The sequence below is a fragment of the Demequina aestuarii genome, assembly GCF_000975095.1.
Lineage (GTDB): Bacteria > Actinomycetota > Actinomycetes > Actinomycetales > Demequinaceae > Demequina > Demequina aestuarii.
Map to the genome: position 1 here is coordinate 1,872,140 of NZ_BBRD01000001.1, position 23,966 is coordinate 1,896,105.

22 protein-coding genes are annotated in these 23,966 nt (G+C 67.4%); 6 read left to right on the top strand and 16 right to left on the bottom strand.

Going from position 1 to position 23,966, the window contains the following annotated elements; all coding sequences use genetic code 11:
- Positions 1 to 449: 449 nt before the first annotated feature.
- Positions 450 to 1,640 carry an RtcB family protein gene (locus AOP72_RS08775; RefSeq protein ID WP_062135160.1) on the top strand — a complete coding sequence of 397 codons (1,191 nt, stop codon included), beginning with the start codon at positions 450 to 452 and terminating at the stop codon, positions 1,638 to 1,640.
- A gap of 340 nt (positions 1,641 to 1,980) precedes the next feature.
- Here the strand turns inward: AOP72_RS08775 and AOP72_RS08780 are convergent, their stop codons facing one another.
- On the bottom strand, positions 1,981 to 2,979 hold the full coding sequence (locus AOP72_RS08780; protein ID WP_084631627.1) for a DUF2252 family protein: 999 nt from the start codon (positions 2,977 to 2,979) through the stop codon (positions 1,981 to 1,983).
- 561 nt (positions 2,980 to 3,540) lie between these two features.
- Here AOP72_RS08780 and AOP72_RS13710 point away from each other — a divergent pair.
- The gene (locus AOP72_RS13710) at positions 3,541 to 4,476 is read left to right on the top strand and encodes a nuclease-related domain-containing protein (RefSeq protein WP_202965651.1); all 936 of its coding nucleotides are present in this window, start codon (positions 3,541 to 3,543) and stop codon (positions 4,474 to 4,476) included.
- An 84-nt stretch (positions 4,477 to 4,560) separates the two neighbouring features.
- Here AOP72_RS13710 and AOP72_RS08790 read toward each other — a convergent pair whose 3' ends face one another.
- The 4 genes from AOP72_RS08790 to AOP72_RS08805 form a co-directional block, all read right to left on the bottom strand.
- Positions 4,561 to 4,761 (bottom strand): hypothetical protein, encoded by a 201-nt coding sequence (locus tag AOP72_RS08790; RefSeq protein ID WP_062135166.1) that lies wholly within the window; start codon positions 4,759 to 4,761, stop codon positions 4,561 to 4,563.
- Positions 4,762 to 5,159: 398 nt separating this feature from the next.
- Entirely contained in the window at positions 5,160 to 6,593 is a 1,434-nt protein-coding gene (locus AOP72_RS08795; RefSeq protein ID WP_062135169.1) for a DUF2252 domain-containing protein, read from the bottom strand.
- Between the two features lie 117 nt (positions 6,594 to 6,710).
- The gene (locus AOP72_RS08800) at positions 6,711 to 7,481 is read right to left on the bottom strand and encodes an SDR family NAD(P)-dependent oxidoreductase (protein WP_062135173.1); all 771 of its coding nucleotides are present in this window, start codon (positions 7,479 to 7,481) and stop codon (positions 6,711 to 6,713) included.
- Between the two features lie 76 nt (positions 7,482 to 7,557).
- Complete coding sequence (locus AOP72_RS08805; RefSeq protein WP_062135176.1) at positions 7,558 to 8,301, bottom strand: NYN domain-containing protein; 744 nt, start codon at positions 8,299 to 8,301, stop codon at positions 7,558 to 7,560.
- A 42-nt stretch (positions 8,302 to 8,343) separates the two neighbouring features.
- Here AOP72_RS08805 and AOP72_RS08810 point away from each other — a divergent pair, with 42 nt between their 5' ends.
- Positions 8,344 to 9,069 carry a hypothetical protein gene (locus AOP72_RS08810; RefSeq protein WP_152650322.1) on the top strand — a complete coding sequence of 242 codons (726 nt, stop codon included), beginning with the start codon at positions 8,344 to 8,346 and terminating at the stop codon, positions 9,067 to 9,069.
- Positions 9,070 to 9,218: 149 nt separating this feature from the next.
- On the opposite strand, the gene AOP72_RS08815 is transcribed toward AOP72_RS08810, so the two are convergent.
- Positions 9,219 to 10,388 (bottom strand): alkene reductase, encoded by a 1,170-nt coding sequence (locus tag AOP72_RS08815; protein WP_062135182.1) that lies wholly within the window; start codon positions 10,386 to 10,388, stop codon positions 9,219 to 9,221.
- A 1,556-nt stretch (positions 10,389 to 11,944) separates the two neighbouring features.
- Here AOP72_RS08815 and AOP72_RS08820 point away from each other — a divergent pair.
- Positions 11,945 to 12,622: a DUF6308 family protein gene (locus tag AOP72_RS08820; protein ID WP_062135185.1), complete on the top strand. Its 678-nt coding sequence runs from the start codon at positions 11,945 to 11,947 to the stop codon at positions 12,620 to 12,622.
- Here AOP72_RS08820 and AOP72_RS08825 read toward each other — a convergent pair.
- Entirely contained in the window at positions 12,619 to 13,737 is a 1,119-nt protein-coding gene (locus tag AOP72_RS08825) for an alpha/beta hydrolase (RefSeq protein ID WP_062135188.1), read from the bottom strand. The genes AOP72_RS08820 and AOP72_RS08825 overlap by 4 nt on opposite strands.
- A gap of 41 nt (positions 13,738 to 13,778) precedes the next feature.
- The gene (locus AOP72_RS08830; protein ID WP_084631904.1) at positions 13,779 to 14,633 is read right to left on the bottom strand and encodes an endo alpha-1,4 polygalactosaminidase; all 855 of its coding nucleotides are present in this window, start codon (positions 14,631 to 14,633) and stop codon (positions 13,779 to 13,781) included.
- A 118-nt stretch (positions 14,634 to 14,751) separates the two neighbouring features.
- Here AOP72_RS08830 and AOP72_RS08835 point away from each other — a divergent pair, with 118 nt between their 5' ends.
- Complete coding sequence (locus AOP72_RS08835) at positions 14,752 to 15,159, top strand: hypothetical protein (protein WP_062135192.1); 408 nt, start codon at positions 14,752 to 14,754, stop codon at positions 15,157 to 15,159.
- 14 nt (positions 15,160 to 15,173) lie between these two features.
- Here the strand turns inward: AOP72_RS08835 and AOP72_RS08840 are convergent, their stop codons facing one another.
- From AOP72_RS08840 to AOP72_RS08865, 6 genes are all read right to left on the bottom strand, one after another.
- Positions 15,174 to 15,734, bottom strand: a complete 561-nt coding sequence (locus AOP72_RS08840) for a uracil-DNA glycosylase family protein (RefSeq protein WP_238581647.1) — start codon at positions 15,732 to 15,734, stop codon at positions 15,174 to 15,176.
- Complete coding sequence (locus AOP72_RS08845) at positions 15,731 to 16,690, bottom strand: 5'-nucleotidase (protein WP_062135195.1); 960 nt, start codon at positions 16,688 to 16,690, stop codon at positions 15,731 to 15,733. Before AOP72_RS08845 ends, AOP72_RS08840 begins: the two co-directional genes overlap by 4 nt.
- An 81-nt stretch (positions 16,691 to 16,771) precedes the next feature.
- Positions 16,772 to 17,995 carry a mechanosensitive ion channel family protein gene (locus AOP72_RS08850; RefSeq protein ID WP_238581648.1) on the bottom strand — a complete coding sequence of 408 codons (1,224 nt, stop codon included), beginning with the start codon at positions 17,993 to 17,995 and terminating at the stop codon, positions 16,772 to 16,774.
- A gap of 83 nt (positions 17,996 to 18,078) precedes the next feature.
- The gene (locus tag AOP72_RS08855; protein ID WP_062135200.1) at positions 18,079 to 18,753 is read right to left on the bottom strand and encodes an SDR family NAD(P)-dependent oxidoreductase; all 675 of its coding nucleotides are present in this window, start codon (positions 18,751 to 18,753) and stop codon (positions 18,079 to 18,081) included.
- Between the two features lie 195 nt (positions 18,754 to 18,948).
- Positions 18,949 to 19,704, bottom strand: a complete 756-nt coding sequence (locus tag AOP72_RS08860) for an ABC transporter permease (RefSeq protein WP_062135203.1) — start codon at positions 19,702 to 19,704, stop codon at positions 18,949 to 18,951.
- A complete protein-coding gene (locus AOP72_RS08865) occupies positions 19,701 to 20,651 on the bottom strand; it encodes an ATP-binding cassette domain-containing protein (protein ID WP_062135205.1) in 951 nt (316 codons plus the stop codon). Before AOP72_RS08865 ends, AOP72_RS08860 begins: the two co-directional genes overlap by 4 nt.
- Before the next feature lie 122 nt (positions 20,652 to 20,773).
- Between AOP72_RS08865 and AOP72_RS08870 the strand changes: the two genes are divergently transcribed.
- Positions 20,774 to 21,385 (top strand): TetR/AcrR family transcriptional regulator, encoded by a 612-nt coding sequence (locus tag AOP72_RS08870; RefSeq protein WP_062135209.1) that lies wholly within the window; start codon positions 20,774 to 20,776, stop codon positions 21,383 to 21,385.
- A 103-nt stretch (positions 21,386 to 21,488) separates the two neighbouring features.
- Here the strand turns inward: AOP72_RS08870 and AOP72_RS08875 are convergent, their stop codons facing one another.
- Both AOP72_RS08875 and AOP72_RS08880 read right to left on the bottom strand, forming a co-directional pair.
- Positions 21,489 to 22,133 carry a hypothetical protein gene (locus AOP72_RS08875; RefSeq protein ID WP_152650323.1) on the bottom strand — a complete coding sequence of 215 codons (645 nt, stop codon included), beginning with the start codon at positions 22,131 to 22,133 and terminating at the stop codon, positions 21,489 to 21,491.
- 326 nt (positions 22,134 to 22,459) lie between these two features.
- A complete protein-coding gene (locus AOP72_RS08880; RefSeq protein ID WP_062135215.1) occupies positions 22,460 to 23,881 on the bottom strand; it encodes a glycoside hydrolase family 32 protein in 1,422 nt (473 codons plus the stop codon).
- Positions 23,882 to 23,966: the final 85 nt, after the last annotated feature.

The following is a 23,966-nucleotide window of genomic DNA, read 5'->3' on the forward strand; positions in this document are numbered from 1 at the left end:
CTTCCCTGGGCAAAACCTTGCCGAAACCCCTTGTAGCGAAGTAAGGTCCCATGCTCGTGCGCCGGCATCGGCCGGAATGCGCACCAGGGACGCACAGAAGGGAACCGCGATGAGCATCGACGCCACGAGCTCGGCCACCGCCGGCTTCTTTTTGCGTACCCATGAACCTCTCCGCCTCCAAGATCGCTCACTTGAGCGACCGGTAGAGCGTCGAGAGGGTAATCAGCCCGCACGCTGACCATCACTGTGCCCACCCGAACGTGGGCCCACATGGCGGTGCTGGCCGAGATCCCATAGGGGGCGGTCCGCCTTGCGGCCCACCCGCCAGGCTCCCCCGCCCCGAGGACTCTCACACCACACGTCATGCTCGTGCGCGCGCACGCCTGCTCGCCACGACGTCGGCCCAGCCGACACCACTCACCACTCACTCATCACAGAAAGGAAAGACCATGGAGAAGCTGAACTCTCGGCTTCTGAACTGGGCGTCCATCCTGGACCCCCAGACCAAGGAGCAGGCGATCACCACCTCGACCATGCCGTTCATCTACCCGCACCTGGCACTCATGCCCGATGCCCACTTGGGCCTCGGGGCGACAGTCGGTTCGGTGATCCCCACGCTGGGGGCCATCATGCCGGCGGCCGTGGGCGTGGACATCGGCTGCGGGATGATCGCGGTGCGGACCCAGTTCACTCTCGGCGACGTCGAGGGCAAGGACCTGGCCGAGCTGCGGTCGCAGATCGAGCGGGCCATCCCGCTGAGCGCGGGCGGCAAGAACCAGAAGCTGCGGGACACCGCGGCTGCCCGGATCGAGGCACTCGAGGCTGCGGCGACGCCCGAGCAGATAGCACGGTTCGATTCGCTCGCCAAGGCGTGGAGGCTGCAGTTGGGCTCGCTCGGCTCCGGCAACCACTTCATCGAGGTGAGCGTCGACGAGTCGAACCGGGTGTGGCTGTTCCTGCACTCCGGCTCCCGGGGCATCGGGAACCGGATCGCGCAGCACCACATCGCGGTGGCACACACCGAGATGTCCAAGTACTGGATCACGCTGCCGGACAAGGACCTCGCGTACCTCGTGGAGGGCACGCCTGAGTTCGATGACTACATCGCCGACCTGCTGTGGGCGCAGGCATACGCGCTCGCCAACAGGGAGGAGATGATGGACCGGGTGATCGACCAGTTCGAGCGGTGGATGTCCGCCGCCGCCGGCACGGAGGTCACCATCGACGAGCAGCATCGGATCAACTGCCACCACAACTTCTCCGCCAAGGAGAGGCACTGGGGCAAGGAGGTCTGGGTGTCCCGGAAGGGCGCCATCTCGGCGGCCGACGGCGAGTGGGGCCTCATTCCCGGATCGATGGGAACCGCATCGCACGTGGTGACCGGGTTGGGCAATGCGCTCTCGCTCAACTCGTCCCCGCACGGCGCGGGGCGGGTCTACTCGCGGTCAAGGGCTCGGAAGTCCTTCACCCAGGACGACCTCCGGGCGTCGATGGTGGGCATCGAGTACCGGGACACCGACGCGTTCATCGACGAGATCCCGGCGGCGTACAAGGACATCGATCAGGTCATGGCCGATGCGGCCGACCTGGTCGAGATCCAGCACACGCTGCGGCAGATCGTCAACGTGAAGGGCGACTGACAATAACGAGACGCGCACCCTCGAGCTTCTTAGCTCAAGGGTGCGCGTCTCTCCCGCCTCGGCCGTCGCTGGGGAAGTGCCCGAGCGTCTACCGCCTAACCAAAGTGGCGCGTAGCGGAGACGGCCATGTCGAGTGAGATCACCCAGTCTCCGCCCTGACCCGGAGCATCACCGGGGTATTCCTGGCGGAGATAGTCTCGCAATTTCTTGGCGTCGACGTTGAGAAGCGCAGCAAGTGCAGGTGCGGAGTAATCCATGCTGCGAACGTACCGCCGTGCTCCCCACAGCGCGCGACGAATCTGTACTGCTCCCTCCGCGCATCGGCCGATGCGTGCGAGCGCTACGCCCCCTCGGCAATCGACATCCGGCCACTCTTGACCGCGGCCAGCAGCGCCTCGTGATCGGCCTCCGTCTGGTCGGCATAGGCCTTCGCAAACTTCGCCATCGCCTTGTCCACGTTGGTGCCCTTCCCCACGTAGCCGGCGATCATCGACGCGCCGCTCGTGCGGGCGTGGCCCTTGGCGAGCAGGCGACCAGCGATGCCCGCGTAGTTCGCCAGCGCCTTCCCGGAGATGTTCTTGAGCGAGACGGCGCCCTTCATGTTGCGGAACTGCCGCACGTAGAACTGCCGGTCGTCGACGGTGGTCCAGCCGAGCAGCGGATCGCTCACGGTCTGCAGTGCCTTCTGATACTCCACCACTCGCTGACCCTGGTGCTCGTGTCGCGCCTTGTCGCCGTGCACGTGCTGCGCGAGCACCGACCTGCGAGCCTGCTTGAGTAGCAGGAAGATCACGTCCTCCTTGCTCGATCCCTCCAGGAGCGCCACATAGGCGCGCAGGCCCACGGACCCCACGCCCACGACCTTGTGAGCGACGTCCACGAGCGTGTAGCCACCGAGGATCCGTCGCCAGTGCGGGTCGAGAGTCATCAAGTACTCGTCGAGTCCCTCGGCCACCATCTCGGCCTCGGCGTCGGACAAGCGGGTGATGAGCGGCGGCTCCTCGACGATCTGGCGGGCGCCGCCGTTCTCGGTCGTGAAGCGCGGCAGGGCGCGGTCCGAGGTGCGCTTGCGCGCCCGCTTCGCCGCTCGCTTGAGTTCGGAGTCCAGCGAACTGCCCGTCTCGTGGAGGGCCGTCCGGTCCATGTCGAGTCGCTCGAACGAGCGGGTGAAGAGAGCCTGGTTCGCTTGACGGCGAACCTCGTTGCGATGAGGACCTTGGCGACGATGCTGCCATTGCTGAAGTCTCGGGGCGCATAGGGCCTTGGATTCTCGACCCGCCAGTGCCGACTGCGGCTGGGTCGGGCGGCGAGGGCTAGGTCGGGCAACCTCCCCGGGTATACCCTCCCTTCAAAGGGCTCCCCCAACAGGGATGCGGCGTACCCCCAAAGAGGAGCGTCAGGTTCACCCGGTCGAAATGGGCGGCAGGGGTGGCAAGGACTCATTCCTGCCATTCGCCTGGAGCGCTCCCATGCCCTCGCGTACCAAGGTTCCCTTTCCATCAGCCGGTGCGGCTTTGTACGCAGGCGCCATTGTCGCCCGTAAGCTCCAAGTGTGTGGCGTGACGAAGCTGCCCCGCGGTGTGCATCCGTGCGCGGCTTGTCGTGCCTGGCACATCACATCCCACAAGACCAAACCGAGATGGCGCCTCAACGGTGACCACGGCAAGCCAACTTCTGAGCGAAGCGCACTCCAAGATAGGTAGACGCCAACTGGACTCAACGTTGCGGCAGACACTCGCTTGCCCCGCCTGACCACCGTCTGCCAGGCTCGTTGCATGACAGTGCTGAGGCTGGATTCTTGCAAGAGCGGCTGTGTCGCAATCGCTATCGTCGACAAAGGCTTCTTCGATGCTCTCGAAGCGCCGTCGATTGCCGACGCGCAGCGAGAACTAGTACTCACGTGAACGACTTCACTGTCACGCGCTGGAAGCGCTACGGCCACGACCGGGCCTACGTCTCGGACGCGTCTGGGACCAAGCTCGGCTACGTCGACCTCAGCACGAGCGAAGTCATAATCGAACAAGCGGCCAATGCAGACGCGGTAAGGAGAGCAGTCGCAGTGTGGTCTGCAGCGGAGGGCGTCTCCACTCCGGCCACACCTGACGTAGCAGAGCCGGCTGCCGCCGAGGCGCTACCCACTGAGGCGCTTGAGACTGCGTCGGCCGGTGCCGAACCCACCCCGGAACCACCTGTACAGCAGTGGGTGGACTTGGCCGAACATCGGCCGGGTGAAGGCGTACGCCAGCTCGCCAACGAGGAGTGGGCAGCTGCCAAGGAGCGATCCAAGGTCTTCTCAATCGCCAACCGCTACGTGTTCGACAACCACACCCAGGAGCGCGCCTGGCGCAAGGGGGCCGAGGGTGAAGAGTTCGTGGGGATGAAGCTCAATAGGCTCCGCGACCGCGGGTGGCGCGTGCTGCATAGCGTGCCGGTAGGCAAGGGCGACTCGGACATCGACCACATCGTGATCGGGCCTGGGGGCGTCTTCACGGTGAACAGCAAGATGCACGCGGGGAAGAAGATCTGGGTCGCCAAGTACCAGATGCGCGTGAACGGCCAGCCTGTCCCCTACCTCCGGAACTCTCGGCACGAAGCAGGGCGGGCAAAGAAGTTGCTGGAGGCTCAGCTCGACTTCGACGTTCCTGTCGTGGGCTGCGTGGTGGTGCTCACCGGCTCGCTCGTGCCCGAAGTGACGTACAAGCAGATGCCTGACGATGTGCGCGTGCTCGACAAGTGGGACGTGCCGCGCTGGTTCAAGAAGCGTCCCGCCGTCCTATCTCCCGAGCAGGTCGAGGCGATCTTCAGTGTCGCGAGGCGTTCGACGACCTGGCGCTGACTCCCGATGCCGCGGTAGCAGGCGTCGAACCGGCACGAAGGTGGTCAGTCGCTGCCACAGCGGACCCCCACCGAGCCTGCGCCCCTACCCCTGATCCCAGTCCCCGCGCTCTCCAAGCAGCACGCTCGGTGGCGTTTCGGGTGGCTCAGTGTCCTCGACCGGCTCCTGCTCGAGTTCGGCCTCGAAGTCGTACTCCGCGATCTCCCCCTCGGATAGGCCGAGGTTGCGCAACTGCTGCGCCCTGTCGTCGATCAGTCGCTCACGCGGATCGGATGAATCGGTCACTGTATCCCCCGGAGTGTCAGCGGCACCTGGGGGCAGGAGGGTGCCGGCCCCACGAACCAGGCGAACGCCGCTGCCAACACAGCAAGCGCCGCAACAGAGAACCGAGCCCAGACCCTGGCATTCATGCGCCGCGAAGCCGCACTCGCGCGCATATTGCCCCCCTGTCCTCCGGAGCGCAGTCGTGCGCTCTGGAGTGGATGCCGCCATTCGGCGACTCATAGTCAGGCCGATGGGTGCATTCCGTCAATAGGATGCGCCGACCGGTGTTGAAAAGCCGGTCACGCCTGCTTGGGGCGCTCGTAAGTGGACTGACCTGCGGTCGTCCCCTGCGCCACCGGGCCCGCGCCTCCTGGTAAGTGCCGACGAACCCGTCGCCGCTCGCGAGTCTTCGCGGCTCACTACACCCCCTCAGCAATCGGCATCCGACCACTCTTGACCGCGGCCAGCAGCGCCTCGTGATCGGCCTCGGTCTGGTCGGCGTACGCTCGCGCGAAGGCGGCCATCGCCTTGTCGACGTTGCTGCCGGCACCGAGGTAGCCGGCGATCATCGACGCGCCGCTGGTGCGCGCGTGGCCCTTGGCGAGCAGGCGACCGGCAAGGCCCGCGTAGTTGGCCAGCGCACGTGCGGAGATGCTCTTGAGGGACACCGCACCTTTCATGTTGCGGAACTGGCGCACGTAGAAGTCCCGACCGTCCACGGTGGTCCAGCCCAGCAGCGGGTCGCTCACGGTCTGCAGCGCCTGCTGGTACTCGACCACGCGCTCACCCTGGTGTCCGTGACGCGCGTTCTTGCCGTGGACGTGCTCCGCGAGCACGGACCGCCGCGCCTGCTTGAGCTGCAGGAAGATCACGTCGTCCTTGCTTGAGCCCTCCAGCAGCGCCACATAGGCCCGCAGCCCGACGGACCCCACGCCCACCACCTTGTGCGCCACGTCCACGAGCGTGTAGCCGCCGAGGATCCGTCGCCAGTGCGGGTCGAGGGTCTCGAGATAGTCGTCGAGGCCCTCGGCGAGCATGGTGGCCTCGGCCTCGGGGAGCCGCGTGATGAGCGGCGGCTCCTCGACGATCTGACGCGCACCCTCCTTCTCGGTGGTGAAACGCGGCAGCGCGCGGTCCGAGGTGCGCTTGCGTGCCCGCTTGGCCGCCCGCTCGAGCTCCGAGTTGAGCGAGCTGCCCGTGGAGTGGTGGGCCAGGCGGGTCATGTCGAGCCGTTCGAACGAGCGAGCGAACAGTGGCTGGTTCGCGAGGTAGCGCATCTCCTCGCGATACGACCTCGCGCAGGTGAGCACCGCCTCCTTGCACTTCTTCTCGGACGCGCCGTTCTCGCGGCCCGCGACCCAGGTGCTCGCGACCAGCCGCCGCAGATCCCACTCCCACGCGCCGGGGTGTGACTCGTCGAAGTCGTTGAGGTCCATCACCAGGTCGCGCTCGGGCGACGCGTAGAAGCCCACGTTGCCCAGGTGCGCGTCCCCGCACACGACGGGCGTGACGCCGGTCGAGGGCAGGCGCGCGACATCATCGGCCATGACCACTGCGGATCCCCGGAGGAACCCGTAGGGCGAGGCCGCCATCCGTGCGACCCGCACCGCCACCAGGTCCGGAACGCGGCCCTTGTGGTTCTCCTCGATGAGCGCCACGGGGTCCCGGTCCTCGCGGCCGATGCGCCACTCGCCCAACGCTCTGCGAGGAACCTTCTTGCGCAGCGACTTGCCCAGCGCGTAGCGCTCGGCACGGGAGTTCGGACGGCTGCGCAGCGACCCGTAGGCGGGCCCGTCACCATCGCTGTCGGTCTCGGCCAGGATGTCGTGGCCTTCGTCGCCTGCAGTACCCACGTGGTGCACTCCCTCCGCCCCGCTACCGCAGCGGAGGACGCCACCATCGTCGCATGCGCTAAAGCAGAAGCGTGCGGCCAGCATCGTGCGGCCAGGAACGAGTGTCCCGCCCGTGCTTTAGAAGACGGTGTACCCGCCGTCGACGGTCAGCACCGTACCCGTGGCGAACGACGATGCGTCCGACGCCAGGTACACGATCGCACCTGCGAGCTCGTCGGGCTCGCCGACCCGCCCGAGCGGCGCATCGGCCTTCCAGTAGCGCTGGAACTGCGGCTCGTCGACGGGCGACATGTCGGTCCGCATGTAGCCGGGGGCGAGCGCGTTGACGCGCACGCCGAGGGGTGCCCACTCGGCTGCGAGCGAGCGCGTGAGGTGATGCACCGCCGCCTTCGACGCGTTGTACGCGGGCTGCCACTGCGGCCTGTTGACGATCTGCGCCGACATCGAGCCGATGTTGATGATGGAGCCGCTGCCCCGCTCGACCATGTGCCGGCCAAAGACCTGACAGCCCAGCCACACGCCGTCGACGTTGACGCTCATGACCTGATGCCACTCGTCGTCGGTCACGTCGAGCGCGGGCTTGTGGATGCACGTGCCCGCGTTGTTGACGAGGATGTCAACGCTTCCGAATGCAGTGACCGCCTCAGCAAGCATGCGCTCCACGTCGGTACGGACCGTCACATCCCCGAGCACCACCACGCTCTCGCGACCGCGGTCGGCGACCTCCGCCGCGACGGACGCCGCGGCATCGGCATCCCGGCCGACGATCACGATGGCGGCTCCGGCCTCGGCAAGCGCCAGCGCGAACGTGCGACCGAGTCCCCTGGTCGCTCCGGTGACCACCGCCGTGCGGCCGGCGAGATCGAACTGCGACAGTGACGTACCCATGAGTGAACTCCCTTGTTCCACCTGTCACTGTAGACCGGCCGAGCGGCGCCCCCCGCGGGGACCCGCGTCCAGAGCCTCAGCGAGACTTGCGGCGCGGCGCCTTCCGCACGTACGCGTTCGACTGCCGCCCTTCGCCAGCCTTGCGTGACGTCATCTCGTAGGAGGGGTGGGCCTCCATCAGATCCTTGAGTTTGGCGTAGCCCCACGTGCGGGTGTCGAAGTCGGACGCGAGCCGAGACAAGTTGGAGCCGACGGTGCCCAACTGCGCCCAGCCGTCGTCGCCCGCTGCGGACTCGACTGCCTCGGACAGCAGCTTGTCGAGCCCTGCGTCCTTCGTGAAGGCCGGGCTTGCGGCCGGCTCCGGCGCAGCCTCCGTGTCGCCCAGGTTCTCCACGTAGACGAACTGCGTGCACGCAGCCACGAAGGGCTTGGGCGTCTTGCGCTGACCGAAGCCGTACGCCGCCAGGCCCTGCTCCCGGATCCGAGCCGCGAGTCGCGTGAAGTCGCTGTCGCTCGACACCAGGCAGAAGCCGTCCACCATGCCCCCGTGGAGCAGGTCCATCGCGTCGATGATCAGCGCGCTGTCGGTGGAATTCTTGCCCGTCGTGTACGCGTACTGCTGAATGGGCTGCACCGAGTGCTCGAGCAGCTGCGGCTTCCACTTGGACAGCTGTGTCGACGTCCAGTCGCCGTAGGCGCGGCGCACGGTCGCCGTGCCGTACTTGGCGATCTCGACGAGGAGTCGCTCGAGATGCTGGGCGCTGGCGTTGTCGGCGTCGATCAATACGGCCAGCCGGGCGTCGTTCGTGGGTTCTGCCATGACCCCACTGTCCCACGCGACTGCGCCGGACCGTGCCCTACGATGACAGCCATCGCAGAGCGACTCGGGGGAATCATGCGGGCAGGCCAATGGGGACACCCGGGCATCGGTGTCGCCGTCGTGGCGGTGATGGCGGGATGCTCCTCGTCTCCCACCCTCGAGCCCGAGCCCGGTGAGATCGACTGGAATGTTGCGGTGACCCGTTTTGCGATCAAGGTCGGACAATCGGACACCGATGTGGCGTACAACCCCTGGCTCGACGAACTGATGGACATGGGCGACAGCGATGCGCCGAACCCCGATATTGACGACCTGGTCGCCTCGGGGCTCGCCGTGGTCTGCGACCTCGCGGAGGTGACGCCGAGCGCGCTCGGATCAAGCCTCAACACCGGCTTCATGGCGCGTGAAGCCGTCGACGGAGCGGTCCTCGCAGCCGCGAGCCAGGACTTCCGCGAGGCGCAAGGCGCCAGGCTGTTCCATATCCTGAACCACGATGCAGCGGGCGATTGGCCTCCTGCGGAGTTCACGACTGCGATAGAGCGCTTGTCCAACGACCTCTTCGACGAGTGGACGGAGCTGTACGCCCTGCAGACGAGCCTCGAGCAGGCAGCCTTCACCGGTGAGGGAGCACGAGCCGCACAAGCAGCAGCGGCCGAGCGTTGTGGCGTGACTGTTGCGGGCACCGAGGCCCCGGAAGAGCTCACCGGTGTCACCGGCCTACGACTCGTCGCACCGCCGCAGGACCTGACCGCCGCACCGGACCAGTAGCGGCGAGAGCCAGCCACCTCTGAGCGCATCCGCCCGGCCCCGCCCGCGCATCGGCCGCATGAAATCTCCCGCACGGCAGAGATCCCGCCCGTCCCCCACGCCACCTGAGTCGCACGAGGGACGCGCGGGATCGCTGACGACGGTCGCGACTACGAGACCTTGTGCTCGGGCTCGGCCGCCTTGGCCTGCGCCCGCTCCTCCGGGTACGTCGGGTAGTCGTTGTTGCCCACCTCGGCACCCCCGCCGCCATACGCGCGGCGCATGTCGACCGGCGTGACGGGCCATCCGTAGCGCATGCGCTCGACGAGGTCCGGGTTCGACATGTAGTCGCGGCCAAAGACGAACAGGTCTGTCTTGTCGTTCTCAAGCGCCTTTTGCGCGTACTCCTGGTTGAGGTCGCCCGAGGCGATCACGGTCCCCTGGTAGCGCTCGCGAATGAACTCATTGGGGTACCGATGCCAGATCTCGCCGTCGGCCAGGTCCTCGTTCCCGGGGCCCGACAGTGACCGCAGGCTCTCGGGTGTCTTGAAGGCGACGTAGGCGAGGTCCAACTCGTTCAGCCTCTCGAGCAGGATCGCATAGGTCGAGTCCGGGTCCTCCTCCGAGATGCCGTTGAAGCGGATGTTGGGAGAGATCTTGATGCCGATTCGGTGGCTGGTGCCCCAGGCCTCGATCAGCTTCGAAAGGACCTGGACCAAGAACTCGGTGCGCTTGTAGAGCGTGCCGCCGAACTCGTCGTCCCGGGTGTTGGCCACGTCGGAGAGGAACTGGTGCGGGAGGTAGCCCGATGCACCATGAAGCTCGATGCCGTCGAAGCCGGCCGCCTTGGTGCGGATCGCAGCCTTGTAGTAGCTGTCGATGACCTCGTGGACCTCGTCGGTGGTGAGCGCGTGGACGTCGGTGGTCATCTGAATCATGCCCTGCTCGTGGGTGTAGATCTGGAAGTCCGCCGGCTGGGACGAGGACGAGACCATCTGCAGGCCTCCGTTGTTGACCTCGTGGCCCACGCGGCCGGTGTGCTCCATCTGCAGGAAGATGCGACCGCCCTTGTCATGCACGGCGTCGGTGACGGTGCGCCACGCGTCCTCCTGCTCCTGCGTCGCGATGCCGGGGATGTCGCAGTAGCCCTGGCCGCAGCGCTCGGGCCACGTGCCCTCGGAGATGATCAGGCCGGCGCTGGCGCGCTGTGCGTACTGGGTCGCCATGATGGGCGTCGGGACGCCCTCCGGCGTGGCCTTGGCGCGGGTCATGGGGCCCATCACGAGGCGGTTGGGAAGCGTGAGGTCCTTGAGCTGGAACTTATCGAGGAGATATGGCATGGGGGGACCTTCAGGCGAATACTGGTTGCCGTCAGGCTTTCATCGCGTTCCCGCGCCCCGTGGGACGTAAGGCCCTATCGAAAATCGCGCGGTTCCGATCATCAGAGTGGCGTGTGAACACGCGGGCACGCACGAGTGTGACAGGGGGTGGGCCACGCGACCATTGAAGTGGCACCCAGCGTCGAGATGGACGGTTCGGCACGCAATATTTCACTGGCCCTCGCTGAGGAGCGCTGTGTCCTTGAACCGGCGTGGCCTGCGACCTCCAACGCTAAGCTGAGAAATAATAGCGACAACAGTTGAGAAATAGACGTCTCATCGAGATGTCGAATCGGCTACTATGACACTACCGAAGAGAGGTCAAACTGTTGAATCGACGCATCAGACACGCCACGGCTTTGTCACTAGACGCGGTTGAGGTCCCTAAGCCCTTGCGTTCACATAGGTTGACAGCGTTTACGACGACTGGCTATCTCGCACTCACTCGCGTGTACTTCTGGTCACTCGTGGCCTGCCTACTCTTCTCGCTCGCGTTCGGGATTGTGATGGCACGAGGCGCCTTCTTCACGACAGACGGCGAACCAGCAGCTTTCGGAGCCCTGGAGACGACCGCGTTCATGGCTTGGATCGTCGTCGGAATCGCGCACGCGTTTATCAAAGTCCTCATCGGCGAGATAGGTGAGCCACCACTCGCACCCAGAGGTCACCGATGAGCGCCGTGCACCTCACACTGTTCACCTTTGCATTTGCGAGTGCAATGGTGTCGGCCTTTTCGATTGTCCGCATCTTGCGGTTCAAGCGCTCTGTACGAAGCGTCGCGGAGAATTACGGTACGACCGCGCCCAAGCGGCTATCCGAACCGAGATATACACTCCTCAGTTCAATACCGTTGCGGCCCCGACTAGACGCTGGCGACATGAGGCCTCCACTGGGCTACCCCACGCTGAAACAGCTCCGCAGCATCCGCCAACGGTCAGTGCTGCGCGCCTACCTACAAGACGCCAGGGGCAGCCGCAGACTCATCGGAGTACTCACTCCGGTAGCGGCGCTCACGTACGGCGCCGTAGTGGGCGCGATACTGGTGCCGCTAACTGAACTCTACTTCTCAGACAATCCTTCAGCAGGGACGCCGTGGATGTCGGGCGGATGGGGCCTCGCCGTAAGAACGGCAGTGCTTCTGATCCTCGTGGTCATCACCCTAGTGATTCCGACAGTCGTCTCGATATGGGCGAGGCGGCGTCAGCACTACTTCGAACGGCTCGCAGACTTCGCTCGCACCGACAACGGTTCTCGTCGCCTGCGGAAGCGCGCGTCACGACCATCGTGGCACTGAACCGCCAACCAGGCCGTGCGCTCCCGTGCGCCTCCTACGAGGCCGGTTCGCCGCTGATGCACGACGCCCACGAGCACCGAGATACCTCCCGACCTTCAGTGGACGACCCAGTGTGCCGTTCTGAGACACCGTGGAGGGGATCGGCGCAGACTGCCTGGGCGACATCAGTCGTTCCGCCAAGCGCGCATCGGCGCTATTTACCCGATGCGCGTACGGTCGAAAGATGCACACGACATCGCAGGAGCCCACGACCCTGACCGTCGGCGACCGTGACGAGGCCGTCTCGCGCCTGCGCCACTACTTCGGGACGTGTGAATGCGCGAGCCCTGACAGCGGCGCCGAGTTCGAGACCATCGGGCACCCCTGGGACAAGAAGTCCAAGGTCACCACCGTCAGCCCCGGCGACCTGGTGGCGCTGGCCACCCTCACGTCACCCGTCCCGGGCCCGGCCGCCGTGTGGATGCTCGACAAGCACAACCTGAAGAAGACCGAGAAGCTGCTCCGCAAGATCCCGGTCAAGGCGAAGATCGGAACCAAGAGCGGCACCAAGCTGCTCAAGGACGGCGGGCCTGCAGCCAAGCTGTGGGACCACTGGAGCCAGGCCCCCGGGTTCGGACCGGTCTCGGTCAGCAAGCTGCTCGCCCGCAAGCGCGGCAAGCTCGTCCCCGCGTACGGCTCCGTGGTCGCCGAACAGATGGACGTCGGCAATCCTGGCGAGCACTGGGCCGCCATGCAGCGTCTGTTCACCGATGGTCGACGGGACCTGTGGGTCACGGCAAAGCAATGGCGACGCGCCGCCGGTGTCGACTCTCTGGTGAGCCCGCTCCGAGTGATCGACGTGGTGCTCTGGAGCCGCGGCACCCTTCCGGACGGCCCTCCCTGCGCCACAGTTAGGGCCTAGGACCGCCCCGCAAACGCCTCCGCGAAGAACGGCAGCACCGCGTCCGTCATCCGCTCGCGGAACAGGCTGGTGTGAGTGCCGTCGTGCACCGTATACGTGTGCGGCACGCCCTGCGCGGTGAGCTCCGCATCGATGAAGTCGCAGCCCTCCACGATCCACGTGAACTCGTCGTTCGAGCCGCAGTCGAGGCCGAGCGTCTCGAGCGACAAGAGCGCCTCGCGGTGCTGGGCGATGTCGACGTCGATGTCGCCGATGCCCGCCTCCCACTGCTCCCACACGGTGTCATCACGCACCACCTCACCGTCGACCAGCGAGTACGGGTACTGGAAGTACGGCGGCTCCGGCGAGGGGGCGAAAGCCGTGCCGTACGAGAGCGCGAACCTCGCCGCTGAGGCCGACAATGCGCTCAGCAACGCCTCCCCCTCCAGTCCCTCGAGAGCCTCCATCGCCAACAGCACCGGTGGCGCATCGGACGCGGACCCGAGCAGCGCGAGGTCTCCTAGCCCGTCCTCCCCCGCCACCGCCGGCGCCATCACGAGCACCGAGCCGAACACATCCGCATGCCTCATTCCGATGGTGAGCGCGCCATACCCGCCCATCGAGTGCCCGGCAAGGCCCCGGGATTCGGCCGATGCGCGGGTGCGGTAGTGCGTATCCACGTACGGGACGATTTCGGTGACCACGGCCTGCTCCCAGTTGCCGATGGCCTCCGAGTCCGTGTACCAACTGCCGCCCAGCTCGTTGGCGCCCGTGACGGTCACGACGATCATGGGCTCCGTCTCATTGAGCGCCTCGCCGAGGACGTCGGGCATGTCCGCGGCCGTGCTGGACGCGGAGTAGCCGGGCAGGAAGTACAGGACGGGCAGCGGGTCGTCCGAGGTGAAGTACGCATCGGGCAGGAGGACGCCGACGGTGATCTCGGTCGAGGCGCCCAGCAGGTTGCCGGCCAGCTCCTCGGAGTCGAACTGGAAAACCGTGCTCTGTGCGTGCGTCGCCTCAGGAGTGGCCGAGGAGGTGGCGACAGCGTCGCCCGTGTCGCCGCACCCGGCCAGGGCGACGGCGGCCATCACCACCGTGGCGGACCACGCGCGACGCGTGACCCCGAGCGTGCTCATGTCGCGAATCTAGCGCGCCCCCACTCCAGGCACGACTGCGCTCAACACGACTCGTAGACGTACCCGGGCTCGCCAGCAGCGACCAGGTCACGGTCGCGCAGTACCGTGAGCGGCGCGGTCCCTGGCATCGCGCAGACCTCGGCGAACGTCAGGCCCGCCTCATCGAGCGCATCGGGGTACTCGACCTGGAGCACGTACTCGCCGTAGACGTCCGAGTACGCCGCGCACTCGCCCCACACGCCGCACTCCTCCGCCACCGCGAAGTCGAAGCCCAAGTGTTCTTGGGCGACCTGCGTGACCTCGGCGGCGTTCTTCTGCGCGATCGCGAGGCCGTGCTCGTGGGCCACCTCCACGTAGGCGCGGGCCAAGGCGTGGGCGCCGTCCTCGGACACCTCGCCGAACCGCGTCCACGTGTCGAGGTTGTCGATCTCCACGGCGTCGAAGCCCGCCTCGGCACACCCGGCGATCACCGGGGAGAGCAGGTCGAGAATGCCCTCACGCTGGGCCGCCGTCGATGGATCCAGGATGAACTCGTCGGGCCAGTCCGGGTCCACCACCGGCTCGCCGGCCTGGTCGCGCAGCAGCAGCTCCGGAGTCGCGAGCCACTGCTCCGCCTCGCCGGGCTGAGTCTGAAAGCCGTTGACGTAGCAGACGCTGTAGGCGCCCTCCAGGGGCTCAGCGGTCGCGTCGCGGACCACCACGTCAATGGCGACCTCGCCTGCGCCCGACGAGACAGCGTCGTACGCGCCGCCCAGCTGATAGTCCAACACGCCCTCGGTGGGCGGCAGCTCCACCTGCTCCGAGTCCGCTTCCCCGGCACACGCCGTGAGCATCAGCGCGACGCCGGCTCCCACCACGACCGATGCGCGTGCCAGGCCAGCCGAAGGGTGTCCCATGCGCGCCATTCTAGGATTTCCTGGAATGCCCCGATCGCGACCCCTCCGCGCTCGAGCGCTGGCCGACGGAACTCCACCCCGCGAAGCGGCGCCCGTCCCGCGCCGTAGTGTCAGTGACATGACTGAAGCGCCTCCGGCACCGATCGACGATGACAGCCCTCGTCAGTACTTCGAGAACGTCGAGCAGGCGCTCAAGGAGTTCCGGATCCCCGTCGAGAACCACAGGCTCGCCCGCGAGACCCTCGCGACGTTCGAGCACGGGCGCATCTACATGCCCGTGAAGAGCCGTCAGTACGTGGCCTTCGAAGGGCGGGAGGGCCCGCCCGCACTCGCGTGGCTGCACTCGGGCTATGTCGAGCTCCGCACGGCGCCCGGCACCTACTCCCATGTCCCGCTCCCGACGAACAGCATCGGAGGGGGCAGCGGGGGCGGCACCCGTCGCAACCGTGCCGACGAGCAGCGCGAGCCGTGCCCCACCTGCTACACCGAGCTCCCCGCGACGGGCATGTGCGGCACGTGCGACTGAGCCCGGACCGAGGCCTACACGCCCGCTGACTGGTCCAGAAGCTCCCGCAGCTCCTGCATCACGGCGACCGCCTTGTCAGCGGCGTCGAAGGGGCCCGGCATCCGGAACACCCGTGCCCCCGATGCGGTGCGGGCGACCTGGAGCCCCGGCCTCCCGGCTTCGCCCAGCAGTGCCTCGACCGGATGGCGGAAGACGCAGATGACGAGGCCCACGCCGCGCTCCTCGAGCTTGGCGCGCAGCACGTCGCGTCCATGGTCGAGTTCGCCCGGCGTCACGTCGCGCTCACCCACCGTGGGCCGCTTCACGATGTCGGTCAGTCCGAACCCGGCATCAAGCGCGGCCTCTTCGAACTGAGTGACACCCGCGGGCAGGTTCCAGCCGGCCGCATCCCCGATGCGCCGCAGCTGCCGCTGACCCACCCTGCCCTGGTAGTAGTGGCCAGCCTTCACGCTCACCGGCGAGGGGTTGAGGCCGACGATGGCCACGCGCGCCACCGCAGGCCAGACGTCGCCGAGGGTGACGTACTCGTCGCCCATCCAGGACTCCCGGGCCTGGTAGCCCACGAGGTCGGTCACGCGCTCTCCACGGGAGCGGCATCCTCGACCGCCTCGTTCGCCACGCCATACGGCACGTGCACTCCGGCCACGTGCTTCAACGCTCCTGACAGATGCCCGTCCTGGTCGTCGAAGAACAGGTGCGGGCGCATGACCTCGAGCACCTTGGCCTTCTCGATGCCGCCCAGGAAGAACGCATCGTTCACGGTGACGCCCCATGACCGCAGCGACTGCACCGCGCGCTCGTGCGCCGGCGCCGCTCGTGCCGTCACCAAGGCGACGCGCACACGCGGCTCGTAGGTCGCATCGGCCGCCTGCAGTTCCTGCTCGAGCTGCTGGATGCGGTTGAGGTCCTCCAGCAGCGGCTTGAGCAGTCCCGGCGAGTGCGCGACGTCGCGCTTGGCGACCTCGTTCTTCACGAACCCGGCCATGCCCTCGGTCTGGAAGATGCGCTCGGACTCGTCGGTCGCAAGCACCGCGTCGAAGTCGAAGGCGATGCGCAGCGACGTGTCCGAGTCCTCGTAGGCGGCCGTGTTCGGCAGCACGTGCCCCGCGGGGTGGCCGGCGCGGACGGCGGTCCAGACGTCGTCCCTGTTCTGCGTGAGGAACAGGCTCATGCCGAGCGCCGGGATGTATGACAGCGGCGAGCGGCCCTGCGTGAAGAACGCGCGCGTCACCTGCAGACCGTGGTGCTCGACGGACCGCATCACGCGCAGCCCCGTCGACGCCGCGTTGCGCGACAGCACGATCACCTCGACCAGGGAGTCCCCCGGCCGCAGGTCGTTCAGCTGCAGCAGACGCTGGATGAACGGGAATGCTGGCCCGGGCTCGAGCGGCACGTCCACGTTGCGGTCCTGGTACTCGGCGTAGGCGGCCTCGCCGTGCGCCTGGAAGTACGCGTCGGATTCCGTCAGGTCGAACAGCGCGCTGGACGCGACACCCACCACGAGCCGACCGGAGAGGTCATAGGCGGGCATCGAGAACCTCCAAGGCGGGTGACGCAGGCGGAGACTCGAGCCTATCTGCCCGGCCGATGCGCCCGCACCCCTCCCGAGCGCTCAGGAGCGCTCCGTCTCGTCCCCTGAGCCCGCATCGGCCGCATGCTCCTCCGCCTCCCGCTCGCGCACCTCGCGCGCCATGCCGTGCGTGAACTGTGTTGCGCGCTCCTCGGCCTCGACACTGCCGGTGAAGAGGCCCGCGATCTCCGCCGTCTCCGTGGGGTCGCTCTTGCGTGGGCGCCGCGGCTTCTGTGGCGGCGTGGATTCCCCGACGAGCACGCGCTGCGCCGGCGCCGCATCGGGCATCTCGGTCTGCAGCCACATGACCATCGCCTCGCGGACGTAGCAGCGCAGGTCGAACAAGGTCGGGGCGTCGGCGGCGGTGACGAGGATGCGCACGCGCACGTACCCGCCCACGGCCTCCGTGACCTGCAGCACCTGCGCGCGCCCGTCCCACAGCGAGGTCTGCTCGAGTACCACCTCGAGCTGCTCGCGCATGCGCTGCGGCGACACCCGCCAGTCCAGATCGAACTCCACCGACCCCAGCAGCTCGGACCCGCGCCGCGTCCAGTTCTCGTACGGCGTGGTCGTGAAGTACGTACACGGCAGCACCAGCCGGCGGTCGTCCCACAGTTCGAGCACCACGTAGCTGAGCGTGATCTCGCCCACGCGGCCCCACTCGCCCTCGGCCACGATTACGTCGTCCACGCGCAACGCGTCGCTGAACACCAGCTGGATGCCGGCGAACATGTTCGCGAGCAGCGACTGCGCGGCGAGGCCGGCGACGATGGACACCAGACCGGCCGATGCGAGCACGCTCGCTCCCAACGCGCGCACCGAGTCGAAGGTCAGCATCACCGCGCCGATCCCGATGATCACGATGATCGCGATCGCCAGCCGCCTCACGATCAGCGTCTGCGACCGCAGCTTGCGCGCCAGCCGGTTGTCCGGCACGTCGATGCGGTTGTTGGCGAGCGCGAGGTCGGTGACGAACTCGACCAATGCCGCCAGCATCCAGGCCGATGCGCCGATCACCAGGATCGTGAACGCCCGGTTGAGCCCGCCGAACCACGCGTCGACCGGGAATGACGCGTACACGCCCGCCCACACGCCGCAGATGAGCACGAGCGCCCAGAACGGACGGCGGGAGTGCGTCACCAGCGCCTTCGCCCATGCCTGTCGCCGCGCGGTCAGCTGCATGATCACCTTGATGATCAGACCGGCGACCACCGCGATGCCCACGGAGATCGCGGTGGAGACCGCGAAGTTGAGCCACTCGTTCACGATGGGGTCTCCTCGTCAGTCGGCGCTGACGTCCGACTCTACCGAGCCGCCTGCCAGCCGCCTGCGTGCGTCGGACGGTGGGGTCACTCGCGACCGTCCTCGAGCGGGATCAGCATGGTGCGGAAGTCCTCGCCGGACGTGTGGAGCTCCCAGATCTTCTCCGCGACGTCGTCGATGCCGTTGTCGAGCTGCAGCTTGGGGATCGAACCGGGGATCACCAGCTGGGTGACGCGGATGCCCTCGTCGGCGAGCGCATCGTGCAGCATCTCGCCGTAGGCGCTCTCGGCGGGGAACGCGACGGAAGTACCCGCGAAGCCGTGACGGGCCTTCACCGACGTGCCGCCGTTGATGAGGATGATGCTGCCCTCGCCGGCCTCGCGCATGGCGGGCAGGACGGCGCGCGCGGCGTGGATGAGACCGAGCGCGGAGAACTGCAGCGCCTCGAGCGCGAGCTCCGGCGTGAGGTCGAGCACCGGCTTGAGGTAGTCGCGCGACGGCAGCGGGCTGTACTGCAGGGCCGTGATGGGGCCGAGATCGGCCGCTGCGCTGGCGAGCGCCGCTTCGAGCTGGGCGCCGTCCTTGACGTCCGCCGAGTAGCCCTTGGCGGTGATGCCGTGCTCCGCGAGCGCCTCGGCGAGGCTGTCGAGCTTGGCCTGGTCGCGCGAGATCAGCGCCACCTTGAATCCCTCGCGTCCGAACCGCCGTGCGACGGCGCCTCCGAGGTTGGGTCCTGCTCCGACAATCGCGATGGTGGGCATGGCTGAGTCCTTTCGACGTGGGGATCTACTGCTCAACCTAACGCGGGCGCGGCCTGAGACCATCCCGTCGCCCGCCCGCGCCCCTCCTCCGCCTTAGCGTCGTAGGGCGCGCTCAGTGTCGGTTTCCGGGCGCTGGCGAATCCTGGAGCGCGCTCAGTGTCGTTCGACACCTGGGCAGATCCTCACCCACGCCGCTCACGCATCCCTGAGCCGCAGCAGCACGTACGAGACGGCCGTCGCGCACACGGCGAAGACCCCGAGCACCGCCGCTCCTTCCGGTGGCGCAAGCGACCCGGTCTGAATCACCGTGTACGCCATCTGGCCCGCACTCGTAGGCCAGTACGTGGCGAGCCACTCACCCACCGCGCCTGGCAGGGCAGGAATGAACGCAGGGGCGAGCAGCGCCACCACCACGATGACTCCGAGAGTCCCTGTCGACGACCGCGTGATCGTCCCGAGCGCGAGCCCCAGGACTCCCACCAGCGCGAGATACCCCGCCGCTCCCAGCAAAGCGGCCAGCACTCCAGGATCCGTCACCGACGCTGCTGGCACTCCCGCCTGCGCAATGGCCAGCTGACCGAGGCCAAACGCCACCGCGACGGAGATGATCGCAGTGGGAACGACGAGCAGTGCGGCCGCCCCCACCTTGGCAGCCAGCAGTCGGCCGCGCTGAGGCACGACGCTCAGGCTGGCGACGATCATCCCGGTCGAGTACTCGGAGGTGATGGCCGATGCGCCCACCATCGCGACGAGCAACTGGCCCACCAAGATGCCCTTCAGGCTGATGGCGGTCGGATCCCACTGATCGTTAAGCGCCGTCTGCCACTCTCCGGCCGTGCCGAGAATGCCCACCAAGCCGATGGCCGCCGTCACGGGCACCGTCGACCCGGCCAGCAACCAGGTGCCTCTCACACTGCGGAGCTTGGTCCATTCGGAGCGGATGAGCCTCATGGCACGGCCACCCTCTCGGCAGACATCTCACGCGCTTGCTCTCCCTGGACGTCACGGGTCATCGCCAGGAAGATCTGCTCCAGCGTGTCGCGTTCGACAGACAGGTGCGAGAGCTCGATGCGCTCGTGAGCGGCGATGCGACCGACTGCCTCGGGCGACGAGCCCACCACCTCGAAGCCTCCGCCGTCACGCTCCACGAACACGCAACCGGCGTCCGCCAGGGCCGCTCGCAGCGCGTCCCGCTTCTCGGACCGCACCAGGACACGACGCGTCGAATACGCGTCCATCACCTCGCCCAGAGGGGCATCGGCCAGCAGGCGACCCTTGTTGATGACCAGCAGGTGATCTGCGGTGAGTTCCATCTCACTCATGAGGTGACTGGAGAACAGCACCGTCCGCCCTTGCGCCGCAAGGTCACGCATGAGTGTGCGTGCCCAAAGGATGCCGTCCGGGTCGAGGCCGTTCAACGGTTCGTCGAAGATCGTCACGGCCGGATCCCCCAGCAGGGCAGTCGCGATCCCCAGGCGCTGCTGCATGCCGAGAGAGAATCCCCCTACCGGTCGGCTTGCGACGGCGCCGAGGCCCACCTGCTCCAGCACGTCGTTGACTCTGCTGCGGGGAACGCGACCGGCATGGGCGACGGCCAACAGGTGGTCGTGTGCGGAGCGCTGAGGGTGCACGGCGCGCGCATCCAATAGCGCGCCGACGGTGTGCATCGGGTCGGAGAGTTCGTCCACTCGCACGCCTCCGAACGTGGCACTGCCATGGGTGGGCCTGTCGAGGCCCAACATCATCCGGAGGGTGGTGCTCTTGCCCGCGCCGTTGGGCCCGAGGAACCCCGTGACGACTCCTGGTCGCAGGGTGAAGCTCAGCGCATCGACGGCTACCACCGTCCCGTAGTGCTTGGTCAGGTCGTGTGCTTGCACGGACACTTGTGTGGCTCGCATGCCTTTTCCTTCTCTGTGCGCTGCCGCGCACGTGGTCACCGTTCGGAGAGCGGACGGGGTCCCGCCGTTCCGCTCACTACACTACACGGTGTAGTGTAGTGACGAGGTGAGAGACTGTGCGAATGGTCGACGAGACGCAAAGACGGCGTGGGCAGTCCGCGGCAAAGCACGAGGCGATCCTCGAAGCCGCGACGTCACTGTTCCTCTCGGATGGCTACGACCGCACCAGTGTCGACGCCATCGCCGCCCGCGCGGCGGTCTCGAAGCGCACGGTGTACGACCACTTCGGCGACAAGGCGAGCGTGCTGGAAGCGGTGCTGCGGAGAAGCACCGAGACGCTCGTCGCCACGGTCCGTGGGGCGATCGACGACGAGTTACGCCCGGGTCGCGACCTGGAGGTCGCCCTGCTGGCGTTCGCCCGCCGCATCACCACCGAAGCGTTCTCCTCGTCCGACCACGTGGTGTTTCGCCGCTTCGAGAACACCGTCGAGGGCGGCGACCCCGCGTTGGGGCGGCCCGAGGCGGCTCTCGAGGAACGGCTCAACGAATATGCGCGATCCGGAGAGCTCGATGTGCCCGACGCGAGCCGGGCCGCGCAGCACTTCGTGGCGCTGACGCTGCAATTGGCGCTGGTCCATCTCGACCATGCCAACGACGACGACGGCGAAGTCGACCGCATCCTGATCGACGGGGTCGCAGTATTCGTCCGGGCGTACCGAGCCCAGGCGTCGTAGCCTCCACTCCCCTATCCCGCCTTAGCGCCCCTGTGGTCGCTCAGTGTCGCGTTCAGGGGGTCGCGCCGATCCTGGCGGGCGCGAAGTGTCGACTCAGAGGCGGCTACCGCTCGTTCGCGGACCTCGTCATGTGCCGCGTCAGGTCGCCGAGATCGGCTCTCCGTGCGTGGTTCGCATCCGCAGACGCGATGACACGTCTGCGCTCAAGGTCATCCACTGCGGCATCGAGGTCGCTCCTCATGCTCTCCTGCTGCGCGACCGAGAGCTTCGCCACCTGTTGGCGGCGCTTGTCTTGCTCGGAGGCAACACTCACGGGCTCGCCTCCCTCGCCGCCATCGCGAGGCTCCTTCGCGACCCCAAGGATGTGGTGCGCAATCAAGAACATCCCCCCAAGCACAGCTGCGCCGAGGCTGGGGATGAGCCACTGCTCCCAGCCCGACACGTCCTCGTCCCGCGCCAACACCATGGCCTGAAAAGCCGATGCCGGACCAAGCACCAGCGAAAGCGCGGCCTGCGTCTGGTAGAGACCGTTGCGGCGCCGTCCACTGACCAGCCAGTGCACGATGCTGATGAGCATCAGTCCCGCCGCGATCAAGAAGAACACTCCCGAGCGCGGAATGGCCGTCTCAGGGTCGGGATCGGGGGCGGCACTGGCGATCCGGCCGGTGTACACCGAGGCCAGGCCCCAGACCGGCGCCAGGTACGCCGCCAGGTACACGATGACAGCGGGTATCGCCCAAATGAGCACGCCCACCATCTTCCAGTTGCTGCCGCTCGCAGCTCGGAGACGCCCACGCGCGCCACTGGCCGGGACTTGCTCGGCGATAGCCGCGTCCTCAAGCCGGTCCCATCGCACCGAGCCCCCGGGCCGCGCTCGTGAGGCGACTCGTCGCGCGCTCATGACGCGTCCCTCGTGCGGCACCCGCGGCATGCGCCCTCTCGGCGGCGCGTCATGCTCACACCCTCCGCAGCAGCGTCGTGTGTCGCAATCCCAGTCATGTGCCCTCGTTTCGCGCCGTGAGGCGAGTAGTCGTGGACACGTTATCGCATCGCGAATCCGGCATCAGCCAGGCACTACGCGCGCGGCAGCGCCACCGTCACGTCGGCCGCCTCATCTCCGATCACCCGCACGCTCCAGCCCTCCGGCCCGACGAACGCCTGGTGCGACATCACCGCAGCGGCGTCGCACGCGAACACCTCGACCAGGTGGGCATCGACGAACACCTCTACGAGTCCGCCGTCCCATGGCATGCGCCGGACGCTCGAGAACGTGTCATCGACGCCGCCTGCCGCCATCCGATCGAACACCACCTCGCCCGATGCGCCGTCGAACGTCACGGTCGCGAGCACCGTGTCACCTGAGCACAGCTCGACAGCGACCGCGCCTGCAGCCCGCACCGAGATCGCCCCCGTGAGCCCCACCTCGACCGGCTCGTGGGCGACGACATCCACCGGACGCCGCGCGAGTTCCTCCGGGACCAACGGGGTCTGCACCAGCTCGACCCGCGCATCGGCCCGCCGCAGTGACAGCTCACGCGGCAACGACATCGCGCCACGGAAGGGCACCGTGGGGACGTCCCGGGCGTACTGCCAATTCGACACCCAGCCGAGCATCACGCGGCGACCGTCCGGCACGTCTGAGAAGGTCACGCCCGCGTAGAGGTCGCGCCCGTGGTCGAGCAGCCGCCAGTCCTCGCCTGGTGCAGGCGCGAACCGGTGGCCGTCGAAATCGCCCAGGATCCAGCGCATGGTCGAGCCCTGGATATGGCCCGGCTCGTGACTGTGCGTGGACAGCAGCATCACCCAGCGCTGCTCTCCGTCGAGAGTCAACGGGAAGAGGTCCGGGCACTCCCAGATCTCGTCGGCGGGCAGAGGGTGGTCGAACTTGCTCTCCCACGTCCAGTCGCGCAGATTCTCGGAGGAGTAGACGAGCACCTCGTGCGCACGCGCCTCGACCGCAACCATGATCCAGCGAGCGCGACCGTCGCCGCCGTCGTAGCGGAACACCTTGGGGTCGCGGAACTCTCGCGATCCGCGGTCCAGCACGGGGTTGCCCGCGAACCGCTCCCACGTCATGCCCCGGTCCTGGCTGACCGCGAGCGCCTGGGCCTGCATGCCGTCGCTCGTCGCGGCGGTGTAGATCGCGACCACGGGGTCCGTCACCCCGTCCCCCAGGCCGGAGGTGTTGCCGTGGTCCACGACCGCCGAGCCCGAATACACCTGCTCCGTGTCGGTGAACGGGATCGCGACGTCGAGCTCGCTCCACGTCAGCAGGTCATCACTGACCGCGTGGCCCCAGCTCATGTTGCCCCAGCCCGCGCCGCCGGGGTTGTACTGGAAGAACGCGTGGAACACTCCGTCCACATGGACCAGCCCGTTGGGGTCGTTCATCCAGTTGCGCTCGGGCGTCAGGTGCCACGCGGGACGCGGCGACGAAGGGCCGATGCGCTCGTCGGGTGAGTCGTTTTCGGGAGCGTCAGTCGTCGGAGAATCCACCGTTCAGACCCTATTTCACGGCGGACGATGCGCGTGCACAGAGCGGGTGGCTCAGGGGTTGTCCACAGTTCCAACGGCCCGGCCG